This is a genomic window from Pseudomonas sp. MPR-R2A5, from assembly GCF_058793055.1.
Map to the genome: position 1 here is coordinate 4,394 of NZ_JBXAFK010000063.1, position 15,200 is coordinate 19,593.

Consider the following 15,200-nt stretch of genomic DNA (forward strand, 5'->3'; position numbering starts at 1 on the left):
TGCGGGAGCCGGATTTGAACCGACGACCTTCGGGTTATGAGCCCGACGAGCTACCAGACTGCTCCATCCCGCGTCTGTGGGCGGCATTCTACAGTCCAGCGGCGAGGTGTCAACCGTTAATGGGCCGATGGGTCAAATAAGTGTGAAATGAGAGGGGGAGGTCGACTGCGGAAGGTAAGTGCACGATGGGCAAAGATTTTTTTGTCTTACAATTTTCGTACAAGCACAAAACAGACACGCACAAAAAAGGCAACTCTTTCGAGTAGCCTTTTTTGATGTTTGGTTGCGGGAGCCGGATTTGAACCGACGACCTTCGGGTTATGAGCCCGACGAGCTACCAGACTGCTCCATCCCGCGTCTGTGTGTCGGCATTCTACAGAGGAACGCGGGTGTGTCAACCTGTGAATTGAAGAAAAGCGCTTGTGGTTCAATTGCTTAGCTCTCCAAGCGCGTAGCTCGGTACGCTCGGGCCCAGTCTGGCTGAGGGTTTCAGCTCTATTGGGTGGACAATCTCGATTGAAAAAATAAATTCACCTTGGATTTTTCCTACCGCTCAGACGGAAGAATCAAACTACTGGTGCTATATACAGGGGTGAGTGCGATACTGGCCACCCGTTGAACTACACCCTTTATATGACGCAGCGCAAAATCATCCACGTCGACTGTGATTGCTTCTACGCCGCCATCGAGATGCGCGATGACCCGAGCCTGGCGCAAAAGCCGCTGGCGGTAGGGGGCGCGGCCGATCGGCGTGGTGTGATTGCCACCTGCAACTACGAAGCGCGGGCCTATGGCGTGCGCTCGGCGATGTCCTCTCACCATGCCCTGAAGCTCTGCCCGGACCTGACCATCGTCAAGCCGCGCATGGATGCCTATAAAGAAGCGTCGAAGGAAATCCAGACGATCTTTCGCGACTACACCGACCTGATCGAACCGCTGTCGCTGGATGAAGCCTACCTGGATGTCTCTGACAGCCCGCACTTTGGCGGCAGTGCCACGCGTATCGCCCAGGACATTCGCCGCAGGGTTTCCAACCAACTGCACATCACCGTGTCCGCCGGGGTGGCGCCGAATAAATTCCTGGCCAAGATCGCCAGCGACTGGAAGAAACCCAACGGCCTGTTCGTGATCACCCCCGACCAGGTCGAAGACTTTGTCTCCCAGTTGCGCGTGAGCAAGCTGCATGGCGTTGGCAAGGTGACGGCGGACAAGCTTGCGCGCCTGGGCATTGAAGACTGCTTGCAGTTGCGCGAGTGGAACAAGCTGGCACTGGTGCGCGAATTTGGCAGTTTTGGTGAGCGGCTGTGGAGCCTGGCCCGTGGGATTGATGAGCGTGCGGTGCAGAATGACAGCCGCCGGCAATCGATCAGTGTGGAAAATACCTATGATGTTGACCTGCCAGACCTCTCAAGTTGCCTGGCGAAACTCCCCGAACTGATGGAAACCCTGGCCGGGCGCATGGCGCGCATCGACAGCAGTTACCGCGCGGGCAAGCCGTTCGTGAAGGTGAAGTTTCATGACTTTACCCAGACCACGCTGGAGCAGGCTGGGGCAGGGCGGGACCTGGAGAGTTATCAACAGCTGATGACCCAGGCATTCAATCGCGGTGGCAAACCGGTGCGGTTGCTGGGGGTTGGGGTGCGGTTGCTCGACCTGAGTGGTGGCAACGAACAGTTAGAGTTCTCTTGGTAGAAACCGGGAACAAAATGTGGGAGGGTCAAGCGTACATCGCCTTCTGTAGGAGCGAGGGGGACGCCTAGTTCTTGCTCGCGAATAACTCACAGGCACCGCGTTGATTCAGGAAACACGCGTTATCGTTGAGGTTCTTCGCGAGCAAGAACTAGGCGTCCCCCTCGCTCCTACAAAAAAGCCTTAACTGAATGGCATTCGGGCTTGCCCTCACACATTTAGATCTAAGCGTTTCCGAAGTATCAGCGTGCGCCGGGATCCGCCACCAAGCGCCCCGCATCCTTGGTCAGCGCTTGCAGGAATTCCTGCTGCAACTCCGGATCATTGCGGGTCAGTTCAATCAGGCTTTGTTCCAGCTCGCTGGCTTCTTCTTCCAGGCCCAGTTCCGACAGGCGCTTGACCCGATGCACCCATTGGCTGACTTCGTCATCTTCCAGGTCGTCGTAGATCAGGGCATGCGCTTCCAGCAGCTTGCCGCGCAGGGTGTTGCTGATCGCCAGGGTCGAGTCCGAATGCACGTCGTCCTGGCCATCTTCCACGCTGATCTTCAAGGTCGTGATGCGGTTCAAGTCCTGCTCGGCGAACGGGCTGTCCAACAGGTTCAGGCGCAGCACGCCATTACGGTCGGTGGTCAGCTCATGCACTTGCCGGCCGGCGGTGACCTGTACCGGACGCTCGCTCCAGGGCAGGCTCGAATATTCCACACGCTTGTCGCGCTGGACTTCATCAATACCCGCCAGGTTCTGTTGCGCACGGCCATGGGATTGCACGTTCATGAACGGGTTGAGCCCGTCCACGCCGTAGGTCAGCCAGTCATGGGTCATGCTGGTGGGCAAGTGCCCCAGGGCAAAGATATTCGCCACGTTCGCGCCCGCGCCCGCCACAAGGGCAACTGCTCCCAAGGGCATCTCATAGAGTTTGCGCCAGGGTTGGTAAGGGGTGTAGCGGTCGTAACGACGGGTGACTTCGAACTCGGTGACCTCGAAGGTCTTCTGCTCATGAATGCGAACCCGGCGTTGCGGCAGCTCCAGCACTTTGGGTTCGCCGACATCGATCTGCAGGCTGTGGTCGAGCAATTTCCGCTCGACCCGCTCCTCGTGCTCACTGCGTTGCGACATCTGGTTGGCGCAGCCGCTGACAAGCAGGGCGCCGCACAAGGCGGCGCCCCCCAGGGCTCTGGTGTTTCGCTTGAACATGACTTCTCTTGATCTGGTTTTCAGCGACGAATACGCGCCTGGAGGAAAGACAGCACGTCAGCCACCGGCAACGGTTGGGCTTCGGCTTCGGTCCGGCTCTTGTATTCGAGATTGCCATCGGCCAGGCCGCGGTCACTGACCACGATCCGGTGCGGGATGCCAATCAGTTCCATATCGGCGAACTTGATGCCCGGGCTGGTTTTCTTGTCGCGGTCGTCCAGCAGCACTTCAAAACCGGCTGCCGTCAGTTCGGCATACAGTTTGTCGGTGGCTTCGCGGACTTGCTCGGTTTCATAGCGCAGCGGCACCAGGGCCACCTGGAACGGCGCCAGGGCGTCACTCCAGATAATGCCTTTCTCGTCGTTGTTCTGCTCGATCGCAGCGGCAACCACGCGCGAAACGCCAATGCCGTAGCAACCCATCTCCAGGGTGATCGGCTTGCCGTTCTCGCCCAGCACTTCGCACTTCATCGCCTTGCTGTACTTGTTACCCAGCTGGAAGATATGCCCGACTTCGATGCCGCGTTTGATTTCCAGGGTGCCCTTGCCATCCGGGCTTGGGTCGCCGGCCACCACGTTACGCAGGTCGGCCACGGTCGGTACTGGCAGGTCGCGCTCCCAGTTCACGCCGAAGTAGTGCTTGTCGTCGATGTTCGCGCCGATACCGAAGTCGCTCATCAGCTCGACCGAGCGGTCGATGATGATCGGCAGTGGCAGGTTCAGCGGGCCCAGGGAGCCGGCGCCGGCGCCAATGGCGTCACGCAGTTCGGCATCGGAGGCCATGACCAGCGGGCTGGCCACGCCAGGTTGCTGGGCGGCTTTGATTTCGTTGAGTTCGTGGTCGCCGCGGATGACCAGGGCGATCAGCTTGCCTTTTTCTTCGGCATGCACGATCAGGGTCTTGATGGTCTTTTCAATCGGCAGATTGAATTTTTCCACCAGGGCCGCAATGGTCTTGGTCTCCGGGGTGTCGACCAGGCGCAGCTCTTCTGCCGGGGCTGGACGGGACGTTTCCCGTGGCACGGCTTCGGCTTTCTCGATGTTCGCCGCGTAGTCGGAACCGTTGCTGAACACGATATCGTCTTCGCCGGACTCGGCCAGTACGTGGAACTCGTGGGAGCCGGCGCCGCCGATGGAGCCGTTGTCCGCTTCAACCGGGCGGAATTTCAGGCCCAGGCGCGTAAACACGTTGCAGTAGGCGGTATGCATGCGGTCGTAGGTGACCTGCAACGAAGCCTGGTCGGCGTGGAACGAATACGCGTCCTTCATGATGAACTCGCGGCCACGCATCAAGCCGAAGCGTGGGCGGATTTCATCACGGAATTTAGTCTGGATCTGGTACAGGTTGAGGGGCAGCTGCTTGTAGCTGCTCAACTCGTTGCGCATCAGGTCGGTGATCACTTCTTCGTGGGTCGGGCCCGCACAAAAGTCGCGGCCATGCCGATCCTTGAAGCGCAGCAACTCAGGGCCGTACTCTTCCCAGCGCCCGGATTCCTGCCACAACTCGGCCGGTTGGGTGCTCGGCATCAACACTTCCAGAGAGCCGGCGGCGTTCATTTCTTCGCGAACGATCGCTTCGACCTTGCGCATCACCTTCAAGCCCATGGGCAGCCAGGTGTACAGGCCGGAGGCCAGCTTGCGGATCATACCGGCGCGCAGCATCAGCTGATGGCTGATCACGACCGCATCGGAAGGCGTTTCTTTCTGTGTGGCGAGCAAATATTGACTGGTACGCATGGTAGGCCGTTGTCGGTTGCTTGAACTTGAAATGACTTGGGATTGTACGGGCGCAAACTGCCGCCGTACAGGCATCAGAATGTTGGGCTGCCTGTAGGAGCGAGCTGGCTCGCGAAGATCGTCAACGATGACGCGGGAAACCGGGATAAACGCGGTGTCTGTGACTTCTTCGCGAGCCAGCTCGCTCCTACAGGGGGTGGCTCTGTCAGTCTTCGGCGGGCGGACTCAACCGAATGCGCCGATTCTCCTGGTACCAGTGCAGCGCAATCAGCAGCAGCGTCGGTACACCCAGCACGCAGGTGATCAGGAAGAAGTTGTGATAGCCGAACTTCTCTACCATCACCCCCGAATAGCCGCCGATCAGGCGTGGCAGCAACAGCATGATCGAGCTGAGCAACGCATATTGGGTGGCGGAGAACTTGAGGTTGGTCAGGCTCGACAGGTAGGCGACAAACGCCGAGGTGGCCAGGCCCGAGCTGAAGTTATCCAGTGAGATGGTGAAGATCAGCATCTGCAGGTCCGGGCCCATGTCGGCGAGCATCACGAACAGCAGGTTGGTACCGGCCGAGGCGACGCCGCCGATAAACAGGATCGGCAGGATACCGAAGCGCACGATCAGCAGGCCGCCCATGCCGGCGCCGAGCAGGGTCATGATCAGGCCGAAGATCTTGCTGACCCCGGCGATCTGGTCCTTGGTAAAGCCCTGGTCGATGTAGAACACGTTGGCCATTACGCCCATCACCGTGTCGGACATGCGGTAGGTGGCGATCAGCCCGAGCAGCAGCAACGCCTGCCAGCGGTAGCGCAGGATAAAGTCGTTGACCGGTGTCAGCACCGGCGCCAGGCCGCGACGGCCCATGGCCGACAGGCACAACGCGGTGAGGGTGATGTACAGGATGGCGCGCAGGAAGGCGCGGTCTTCCATCAGCAATTCCCACAGGCTCACGCCGTGAAACAGCACGCTGGCGAAATCGGTGTTGTACAACTGGGTGAACATGGCCGGTACCGACACCAGCAGCACGATCAGCACGAACACCGACACCAATTGATGCACGAAACTGTAGCGCCCCGCCTGCAACTGGGTGCGCAATGGCACATTGGGTTCGCGCATGAACAGGGTGGTCAGCAGCGCCGGGATCATCAGCACGCCGAACAGGACATAGGTGCCGGTCCACGCCGAGTGCTTATAGTTGAAACCGGTGGAGCCGAAGCCTTCGGCGAAGAACAGCGCACCCGCCGTGGCCAGCAGGGCGGCAATGCGATAACCGGACATATAGCTGGCCGCCAGGGCTGCCTGGCGGCTGTCATCGGCGATTTCCAGGCGATAGGCGTCGACCGCGATATCCTGGGTGGCCGATGCAAAGGCGACCACGACCGCAATGGCAATCAGCCAGGACAGGTGTTTCTGCGGGTCGCAGAACCCCATGCCGATCAATCCGAGGATCACCAGCGACTGGGCCAGTACCAGCCAGGAACGACGACGTCCGAGTTTGCCGAGCAGCGGTAGGCGCCATTGGTCGAGCAGCGGCGACCACACCCATTTGAAGGCATACGCCAAACCGATCAGGCTCGCATAGCCGATGGTCTCGCGGGCCACACCGGCCTCGCGCAACCATACTGAAAGCGTCGAGAACACCAACATGTAAGGCAAGCCGGCGGCAAAGCCGAGCAACAACAGCACTAACGTCGAGGGGCTGGCATAGGCGGCGAGCGCGGCGCGCCAGGTTTTACGGGGCATGGGCTGGAGTCTGCCTCAGATTCACGGAAACAAAGCGCGCACTCTAACCGCTGTGCTCTACCGGGCGCCAGCCATGACGCTGAATATCCACGCGATTGTTCAGGATAGTGACACCTTCGTTGCGCAAACGCGCACGTTGCTCGTCGCCTGAGGCACTGCCCACTGGCAGGCTTATCCGACCGCCGGCACCCAGCACCCGGTGCCAGGGCAGGCGAGTGTCCTGCGGCAACTGGCTGAGCGTGCGTCCGACCCAGCGTGCCGCACGCCCCAACCCGGCGAGGTGGGCCAGTTCACCGTAGCTCACCACACAACCTTCGGGTACTTGCGCCAGTGTCAGGTAAAGCGCGGTGCGGCGCATCTCGGCGGGGCTTTGCGGGGTTTCATTGGGTGGGTTCACTGGGGGTATATCCGTTCGGATCCTGGGTCGTTTTGTAAGAAGCGTCTGATAAGTATGCGGATGAGTATTGAACTCAATATAGATCCCCGAGTCAGTCGTAGCTATCTAATACGATAATCGTCCTTTTTCGCCAATCTTGAGCTCCTTAATCGCTTATGTTGCCCAGAACCCTGCTGTGCCTTGCTGTTCTCAGCGCTTCCGCGCCCTTGCTGGCTGATACCGTCTGGTTGAAGAACGGTGACCGCCTGACTGGCAAGATCAAAGTCTTCGACGGTGGCAAGCTGCTGATCCAGACTGACTACGCGGGTGCGATCCCGGTGGACTGGAAGCAGGTGAAAACCCTGGAGAGTGACCAGGAGTTGCTGGTCAAGCAGGATGCCTATACCGGCGAGAAAGCCAAATCGTTAAAGGCCGCCGATGACGGCAAGGTGGTGCTGGCCAATGGCGAGGCGCCCAAGACCGTCGAACTGGCGAGCATCCAGCAGATCATCAAGCCCAAGCCGGTGATCGAAGACCTGGTATGGAAAGGCAATGTCGACATGGCACTGGACTACAGGCGTGCCGAGAAAGACACCAATGACTACGACATCGACTTCAAGACCATCGCGCGCCATGGTCAATGGCGCCACACGGGGCAGGGCGAATACAACCGCGAGTTCCAGGACGACGTCACCACCACCGACAACTGGGCCCTGGAGTACGACCTCGACCGCTTCCTGACCGAGCACTGGTTCTGGCAGGGGCGCCTGACCTACAAGCGCGACAAGGTTGAAGACCTGTCCCGTCAACGCACCGTGGGCACCGGCCCGGGCTACCAGTTCTGGGATGATGAGCTGGGGGCGTTCTCGCTGGGGTCGCTGGTCAACCGCACCGATTACGAATACTCCGATGGCGGCAAGGACAACTTCTATTCCCTGGCCATGAAGTGGAACTACAACCGCTATCTGGTCGGCAAGACGGTCGAGTTCTTCACCAACGGCGAAGTCGGCAAGCCCATCGGCGGCCCGTCCGAATATTCCCTCGATGCGGAAATGGGCCTGCGCTACAAAGTCACCGAGTGGGCCTCGCTCAACCTCAAGGCTGAACGCGACATTATCAGCGGCGAGTCGGAAAGCAGCTTGAGCAAGACCCGCTACACCGCAGGCTTTGGCGTCGCCTGGTAATCAGCTTGAACCCGCCCGCCGGGGGGCCGCTGGCAACCTGTGCGGATATTGATTACCTTGGGTTGAGATCCATTCCCATAGGCCAGGGCGGCCGAATACCCGAGGAGTCATACGTTGAGCGCGCACGTTGCCAAGAACGCCCGAGAGCTGTTGCTCAAGGAATACCGTGGGGCTCTCTCCACATTGTCCAAGGCCATGCCCGGCTTTCCCTTTGGTTCGGTGGTGCCCTATTGCCTGGACTCAGAAGGCCGGCCGCTGATCCTGATCAGCCGGATTGCCCAGCACACCCACAACCTGCAGAAAGATCCCAAGTGTTCACTGCTGGTCGGCGAGCGCGAAGCGGATGATGTGCAGGCGGTGGGGCGCCTGACCTGCCTGGCCGAAGCCGAGAAGCTGGAGGAGGGCGCTGCGATTGAAGCGGCGGCCGAACGCTATTACCGCTACTTCCCCGAGTCGGCCAACTACCATAAGGCCCACGATTTCGACTTCTGGGTCCTCAAGCCGGTACGCCATCGTTATATCGGCGGGTTTGGCGCGATTCACTGGGTCGACCAACTGACCTTGGCCAATCCGTTCTTTGGTGCGGCCGAGCGCAGCATGATCGAGCACATGAACAGCGATCACGCCAAGGCTATCGCGCATTACGTCGAACTGGCCGGCCTGCCGAACCACGAGCCTGCGCAACTGGCCGGCATCGACAGCGAGGGCATGCACCTGCGTATCGGCCATGCCCTGCACTGGTTGCCCTTTGCCGAGCCTTGCAACACGCCGACACAAGTGCGCGAGGCCTTGGTTTTATTGGCTCACGCCGAGGTCTGGCCGAAAAAAGCCAGCGCTGAAGCTTGAATTCACGAAATGGCGACGTCATCTAAGGTGGACTGGCAAGGCATTCTTGCGTTGAGGAAACAATTTGATGCGCCCTTTTTTATTGCTCTTTCTGCTGTTCCCGGTGTTGGAGCTGTTCGTATTCGTTCAAGTCAGCGGTGCGATCGGGTTTTTCCCGGCTCTGCTGCTGATCATTCTCGGCTCGATGCTCGGCGTACTGGTACTGCGCGTCGCCGGCCTGGCCACGGCGCTGCGTGCCCGTGAAAGCCTGAATCGTGGTGAATTGCCGGCCCAGACCATGCTCGAAGGGCTGATGATGGCCTTGGCCGGTGGCCTATTGATCCTGCCGGGCTTTATCAGCGATGTGGTCGGCCTGGTCATGTTGCTGCCCTTCACCCGCAAGCTGCTGGCCGGCAAGATGCGCCAGCGCGCCGAAGAGGCTGCTATTCGCCAGCGCGCGTTTGCCGACGACCTGCAACCCCGTGGCGGCCCGGCTCCACGCCAGCCGTTGGGGCGCGAAGGTGATGTGATCGAAGGCGAGTTCGAGCATCGCGACAGCAAATAACCGCTTCACCGACACGGCACCTTCGGGTGCCGTGTTGCTTTTCTGGACTGGCAAACGCAAAAAAATTCATTCCACGCCCCTTGTAATCAGCTGATGCGCCCTTATGTAACGGTCACCGCAAGGTTTCTGGTGGCGACACCAGACAGACTTCCGCGTTTCGCCCAGCGAACCGCGACCGGCACCGCCGGATTTAACCTGCCGGTACTGACACCGGCCGATGAAAAACACAATTAGGAGAGATCGACAATGAGCAAGCTTCGTCCTCTGCACGACCGCGTCGTTATCCGTCGCAGCGAAGAAGAAAAGAAAACCGCTGGCGGTATCGTTCTGCCAGGTTCGGCTGCTGAAAAAGCCAACCACGGTGTGATCGTCGCTGCAGGCCCAGGCAAGACTCTGGAAAACGGTGACGTACGTGCGCTGGCCGTTAAAGTCGGTGACAAAGTCGTATTCGGCCCTTACTCCGGCAGCAACACTGTGAAAGTCGACGGCGAAGACCTTCTGGTTATGGCTGAGAACGAGATTCTCGCCGTTCTGGAAGACTGATTTCCCCGCTCATTTTCCCGTTACTACAAAGTATTTAAGGAATATCGATCATGGCTGCTAAAGAAGTTAAATTCGGCGATTCCGCCCGCAAGAAAATGCTCGTTGGTGTCAACGTCCTGTCTGACGCAGTAAAAGCGACCCTGGGCCCGAAAGGCCGTAACGTGATCATCGAGAAGAGCTTCGGCGCTCCGACCATCACCAAGGACGGCGTTTCCGTCGCTAAAGAAATCGAACTGGAAGACCGTTTCGAAAACATGGGCGCGCAGCTGGTCAAAGACGTTGCCTCCCGTGCCAACGATGACGCAGGCGACGGCACCACCACCGCCACCGTTCTGGCTCAGGCAATCGTCAACGAAGGCTACAAGGCCGTCGCTGCCGGCATGAACCCGATGGACCTCAAGCGCGGCATCGACAAGGCGACCATCGCTATCGTCGCCGAGCTGAAAAAACTGTCCAAGCCTTGCGCTGACACCAAGGCTATCGCTCAGGTAGGCACCATCTCCGCCAACTCCGACAGCTCCATCGGCGACATCATTGCCGAAGCCATGGAAAAAGTCGGTAAAGAAGGCGTGATCACCGTTGAAGAAGGCACTGGCCTGGAAAACGAACTGTCGGTTGTTGAAGGCATGCAGTTCGACCGTGGCTACCTGTCCCCGTACTTCGTCAACAAGCCAGAAACCATGGTTGCCGAGCTGGACAGCCCGCTGATCCTGCTGGTCGACAAGAAAATCTCCAACATCCGCGAAATGCTGCCAGTGCTGGAAGCCGTTGCCAAAGCTGGCCGCCCACTGCTGATCGTTTCCGAAGACGTTGAAGGCGAAGCCCTGGCGACGCTGGTTGTAAACAACATGCGTGGCATCGTCAAAGTTGCAGCCGTCAAGGCTCCAGGCTTCGGCGACCGTCGCAAGGCCATGCTGCAGGACATCGCCGTCCTGACCGGCGGTACCGTTATCTCCGAAGAGATCGGCCTGAGCCTGGAAAGCGCCACCCTGGAAAACCTGGGTAGCGCCAAGCGCGTGACCATCTCCAAGGAAAACACCATCATCGTTGACGGTGCTGGCGTAGACCAGGACATCCAGTCGCGTATCACTCAGATCCGCGCCCAGGTGGCCGAAACTTCCTCCGACTACGACCGTGAAAAACTGCAAGAGCGTCTGGCCAAGCTGTCCGGCGGCGTTGCAGTGATCAAGGTTGGCGCGGGTTCCGAAGTTGAAATGAAAGAGAAGAAAGCCCGCGTTGAAGACGCCCTGCACGCAACCCGCGCAGCCGTTGAAGAAGGCGTGGTACCTGGCGGTGGCGTTGCGCTGATCCGTGCTCTGGAAGCCCTGACTGACCTGACCGGCGACAACGCTGACCAGAACGTCGGTATCGCTGTGCTGCGTCGTGCTGTTGAAGCACCGCTGCGTCAGATCGCTGCGAACTCCGGCGACGAGCCAAGCGTAGTGGTCAACGAAGTCAAGAACGGCAAAGGTAACTACGGTTACAACGCTGCGACTGGCGTGTATGGCGACATGATCGAAATGGGCATCCTGGACCCTACCAAGGTGACTCGTTCCGCGCTGCAAGCGGCATCCTCCATCGGCGGTCTGATCCTGACCACCGAAGCAGCGATCGCTGATCTACCGAAGAAAGAAGGCCAGGCTGGCGGCGGTATGCCAGACATGGGCGGCATGGGTGGCATGGGCGGCATGATGTAGTGCGACGAGAGTCGTTATAGGTAGAAGCACCTAGCGGGCTACATCTTAGGTGATCACCGGTTGAACCGGTGATCACTTTCCCGCAGAAACAGCTTAAAAAACCCGAAGTCCGGGCGTCAAAACCCGGATTTCCGGCACTCACAAGGTGCTTAGAATTCGGCGTAATGTCGCCTATATATCGTGATTTTCTCTCTGGAAATCATCAGAACGATATGCGTACTGAGCTTGCAGATTTTGAATCACTGCGAGGGAGGTATGGGAAATCGTGTCCAAAGAGCTGGCCTGCTCCTATCTATAGGGCGCAAGCCATAGCTGTCATTGTCTCACCCGGAAACCGCAAGGTAGAGGGGCGCGAGACCTTTTGTTCAGCCAAAAGTAGCCTAGGGATAGTGCGTCGCTGGTAACGGCGGGGTGCGAAGCTTCCTGACAATGTAGTCCCATGATTCTGTGGTGTGTGGTCGCCGCGAGGCACCATGCAGACCCTGCGAGCAACACGCGGGTGAGACGCTAGGCTGGTTGGTATGGCCAACGTAAGTGAACTGCTGATAAACACCGTCAACCGCATGGAGCCAAAGTTGCTGATAGGCTTTGACCAAAATGGTGCATGACTGGTTGTCCCTTTTACATCTGGGGGCACGCTGACATTGAGTCATCGGTGAATAGGCAGGGCCTAACCCATCCTTGTGACGGTTATGGAACTCGGTAAGCCCGTATTTTCGCCATTGGCCTGTATGGCAAGGCAGGTCGACCGTGAGGAAGACTGTTGAAAATGCGGGTAGAGGATGTCGGATAAAGCGAATGCCTCCCTGTAATGGGGTTGGATAAGGGCTCTGCCCTGACTGGAAACGGTGCTGACTTCCGACTGGTCTTTGATCGCGAGAAGGCCTGTAAAGCCATCAAGAACAGACGTTTGTCGGTTTGACCGGCTGCGTCTAACTCATAGAAATCCCTTGCGGGGCAGTGTACTCACTCCCCCACAAAGGCGACGTGCGTCTACTGCCCTCTGGGGAAATCTTCTCTGGAGGAAAAGCAAGATGAGTGCGTCTGAAATAGAAGTACCTGCGTCCTCCCATCTGGCCATCAGTTGGCATTCGATAGACTGGGAAACAGGTCATCGACAGGTGCGAGGGCTACAGGTACGGATCGCGAAGGCAGCCAAGAATCAGCAATGGCGGCAGGTGAAAACCTTGCAGCGTATGCTGGTTCGCTCGTTTGCCGCCAAGGTATTGGCGGTTAAACGGGTCACTGAAAACCGGGGTCGCAGGACTCCCGGCGTCGATGGGGAAACCTGGAGCACGCCTGAAAGCAAATGGAAGGCAGTTTTTCGGTTAGAGCGCAGGGGCTACAAGCCCCGGCCACTGCGGCGGATTTACATTCCCAAAGCAAATGGCCAGCGTAGACCGCTGGGGATTCCGACGATGCTGGATCGAGCGATGCAGGCGTTATACCTGCTGGCACTTGAACCGGTGTCTGAGACCACAGCCGACCGAAATTCCTATGGCTTTCGCCCTCACCGTTCCACGGCAGATGCAATCGAGCAATTGTTCGTCAATCTCGGTCGCAAGCATTCTGCGCAGTGGGTCATGGAGGGCGATATAAAGGGATGTTTCGACAACATCAGTCACGACTGGCTGATCACTAACGTCCCGATGGACAAAGTGGTTCTAAGGAAATGGCTGAAAGCGGGATATTTGGAATCCGGTCGATTGAATCCGACAGGGGCGGGAACTCCGCAAGGAGGGATCATCTCGCCCGTATTGGCCAACCTGGCCCTTGATGGACTGGAAAAGGAGCTCGAATCTCGGTTCGGGCAGCGTAATACCAAAGCCAGCTACAAGACCAAGGTCAACTATGTGCGATACGCAGATGATTTCGTCATCACCGGCATCTCGAAAGAGCTGCTGGAAAACGAGGTGAAGCCACTCGTCGAAGCCTTCATGGCCGAGCGGGGGTTGAGCCTTGCGGTGGAGAAAACGTTGTTCACGCATGTATCGGATGGGTTCGATTTCCTCGGTCAGAATATTCGCAAGTACGGTGACAAGCTGCTGATAAAGCCAGCCCACAAGAACGTGAAAGCATTTCTGGCCAAGGTTAAGGCGTTGGTTGAAGCGAACAAAGCGGCACCGGCCAGCCTGTTGATCAAGCAGCTCAATCCAGTTATTCGGGGTTGGGCCAATTATCATCGGCCGATTGTCGCCAAGCAGACCTTCAACTACGTGGATTACAGGATCTGGAAATTGCTATGGCGATGGTGCAGGCGGCGACATCTGAATCGCTGCAAACGTTGGATCAAGGAAAAATACTTCAAGCGCGTGGGAACACGTAGTTGGGTATTCTCCGGGCTACACCCCAGCGGCAAACTGCTCCGCTTGTTGTACGCCAGCGATACGCCGATCAAGCGGCACACCAAGATCAAGGCGGAGGCTAACCCATACGCCCCAGAGGACGAGATGTACTTCGAGCAACGGCTGGAATATGCGTGGCGAAGCTCGGACGAGGGGAAGCGGAAGACGCTGACGCTGTGGCTTGGCCAGAGCAAGCGCTGCCCGATGTGCAAGCAGTTGATTACGTTCGAAAGCGGGTGGAACATTCACCATGTTATCGAGCGGCACAAGGGCGGATGCGACGAGCTGGGCAATCTGGTGTTGTTGCATCCCAACTGTCATCGACAGTTACACAGTGCGGCACCGGCTCTTTCAACTGAGAAAGGGCTTACAAAGGCTTGAGCTGTATGCGGGGAAACTCGCACGTACAGTTCTTAGGGGAGGGACGGTCAGTAATGGCCGTTTCTTACCCGACAGCCAGCCTTACCCGGCTAATAAAAACCCCGCCTGCAGTGATGCAGGCGGGGTTTTTTATGGCCCTCAGGAAACGCCGGCGGTTGACTGAATGAGCCGGTCTACGGATTCACTGCCTGAGTATTTGCCGCCTCAACGCGTGATGGCCGATAGAGCAACAGGCAGTACAGCCCCAGGCAGATCAGCCAGCAGAAAATCGCCGTCCATACGTTATGGGAAAAAAAGTGCGCGCCTTGCAGCATGCGGCTCACTGAAAAAACGCTACCCAGCGCAACAGCAAAGATGAACGCCTTGCGCGCCATCCGCGGCCGCCGATCCCGTAGTGCAAAGAACCAGGCGAACAGGGCAAACCCGGTAGCCGCATGACCGCCCGGCCAGCAGCGCCCGGGTTTGTCGGTGGGTGGGCGTGGGCTGAGCAGTTCGCTATAGGTTTCCTGGCCGCCGAATTCCTTGAGGCTCCAGGGGCACTGTACGGCAGTGATGGTTTTCAACGGCGAGACGAAGGCGGTGGCCAGGCCCAGGGACAGCACCAGGCACACCAGCTCGCGGCGGTACGGCTTGAGCCGTTGCAGGATGAACGTGCCGATAAGCCCCAGAATTGCCAGCACTGAAAACAGGATCACCAGCTGTTTAGCGCGGTCATGCAGGATGTCTTCGAGGAAGAAGCTGTAGCGGCCGATGAAGCCGCCGTCCGCCGCGTTGTAGAAGCGCTTGGCGAGGTCCATGTCCAGCGATGTCAGCTCCAGCAACAGCATCAGGAGCGCAGCCACGGCGGGGATGCCCAGGCACAGCCAGAAATTGAGAGGTTTGGAAACCGGCACTGCAGAGGTGGATGGCATGGTGAACCCTGGAA

At 58.5% G+C, this 15,200-nt stretch carries 12 protein-coding genes and 2 tRNA genes; 7 read left to right on the plus strand and 7 right to left on the minus strand.

Annotated features, from left to right (window positions below):
- Both AC1Q6I_RS30855 and AC1Q6I_RS30860 read right to left on the minus strand, forming a co-directional pair.
- Window positions 1-73: transfer RNA gene (locus tag AC1Q6I_RS30855), tRNA-Met, on the minus strand.
- Between the two features lie 207 nt (window positions 74-280).
- Window positions 281-357: transfer RNA gene (locus tag AC1Q6I_RS30860), tRNA-Met, on the minus strand.
- A gap of 276 nt (window positions 358-633) precedes the next feature.
- Between AC1Q6I_RS30860 and dinB the strand changes: the two genes are divergently transcribed.
- Entirely contained in the window at window positions 634-1,692 is a 1,059-nt protein-coding gene (gene dinB / locus AC1Q6I_RS30865) for a DNA polymerase IV (protein ID WP_069076905.1), read from the plus strand.
- Window positions 1,693-1,931: 239 nt separating this feature from the next.
- Here the strand turns inward: dinB and AC1Q6I_RS30870 are convergent, their stop codons facing one another.
- The 4 genes from AC1Q6I_RS30870 to AC1Q6I_RS30885 all read right to left on the minus strand — a co-directional run bounded on the left by AC1Q6I_RS30870 (window position 1,932) and on the right by AC1Q6I_RS30885 (window position 6,717).
- Window positions 1,932-2,885 carry a hypothetical protein gene (locus AC1Q6I_RS30870; RefSeq protein WP_024077221.1) on the minus strand — a complete coding sequence of 318 codons (954 nt, stop codon included), beginning with the start codon at window positions 2,883-2,885 and terminating at the stop codon, window positions 1,932-1,934.
- Window positions 2,886-2,905: 20 nt separating this feature from the next.
- On the minus strand, window positions 2,906-4,621 hold the full coding sequence (locus tag AC1Q6I_RS30875; RefSeq protein ID WP_024077220.1) for a proline--tRNA ligase: 1,716 nt from the start codon (window positions 4,619-4,621) through the stop codon (window positions 2,906-2,908).
- Window positions 4,622-4,826: 205 nt separating this feature from the next.
- Window positions 4,827-6,359: an AmpG family muropeptide MFS transporter gene (locus tag AC1Q6I_RS30880; protein WP_024077219.1), complete on the minus strand. Its 1,533-nt coding sequence runs from the start codon at window positions 6,357-6,359 to the stop codon at window positions 4,827-4,829.
- A gap of 43 nt (window positions 6,360-6,402) precedes the next feature.
- Window positions 6,403-6,717: an MGMT family protein gene (locus AC1Q6I_RS30885; RefSeq protein ID WP_219730588.1), complete on the minus strand. Its 315-nt coding sequence runs from the start codon at window positions 6,715-6,717 to the stop codon at window positions 6,403-6,405.
- A gap of 194 nt (window positions 6,718-6,911) precedes the next feature.
- On the opposite strand from AC1Q6I_RS30885, the gene AC1Q6I_RS30890 reads away from it, so the two are divergent.
- From AC1Q6I_RS30890 to ltrA, 6 genes are all read left to right on the plus strand, one after another.
- A complete protein-coding gene (locus tag AC1Q6I_RS30890) occupies window positions 6,912-7,919 on the plus strand; it encodes a DUF481 domain-containing protein (protein WP_024077217.1) in 1,008 nt (335 codons plus the stop codon).
- A gap of 114 nt (window positions 7,920-8,033) precedes the next feature.
- Window positions 8,034-8,765, plus strand: a complete 732-nt coding sequence (locus tag AC1Q6I_RS30895; protein WP_024077216.1) for a HugZ family pyridoxamine 5'-phosphate oxidase — start codon at window positions 8,034-8,036, stop codon at window positions 8,763-8,765.
- 67 nt (window positions 8,766-8,832) lie between these two features.
- On the plus strand, window positions 8,833-9,309 hold the full coding sequence (locus AC1Q6I_RS30900) for an FxsA family protein (protein WP_024077215.1): 477 nt from the start codon (window positions 8,833-8,835) through the stop codon (window positions 9,307-9,309).
- 246 nt (window positions 9,310-9,555) lie between these two features.
- Window positions 9,556-9,852, plus strand: coding sequence for a co-chaperone GroES (locus tag AC1Q6I_RS30905; RefSeq protein ID WP_003175874.1), 297 nt, complete (start codon window positions 9,556-9,558; stop codon window positions 9,850-9,852).
- Between the two features lie 50 nt (window positions 9,853-9,902).
- Window positions 9,903-11,549 carry a chaperonin GroEL gene (gene groL / locus AC1Q6I_RS30910; protein WP_024077214.1) on the plus strand — a complete coding sequence of 549 codons (1,647 nt, stop codon included), beginning with the start codon at window positions 9,903-9,905 and terminating at the stop codon, window positions 11,547-11,549.
- Between the two features lie 1,034 nt (window positions 11,550-12,583).
- Window positions 12,584-14,275 (plus strand): group II intron reverse transcriptase/maturase, encoded by a 1,692-nt coding sequence (gene ltrA / locus AC1Q6I_RS30915; protein WP_102625103.1) that lies wholly within the window; start codon window positions 12,584-12,586, stop codon window positions 14,273-14,275.
- 173 nt (window positions 14,276-14,448) lie between these two features.
- Here the strand turns inward: ltrA and AC1Q6I_RS30920 are convergent, their stop codons facing one another.
- Window positions 14,449-15,186, minus strand: a complete 738-nt coding sequence (locus tag AC1Q6I_RS30920) for a phosphatase PAP2 family protein (RefSeq protein WP_024077213.1) — start codon at window positions 15,184-15,186, stop codon at window positions 14,449-14,451.
- Between the last annotated feature and the right edge of the window lie 14 nt (window positions 15,187-15,200).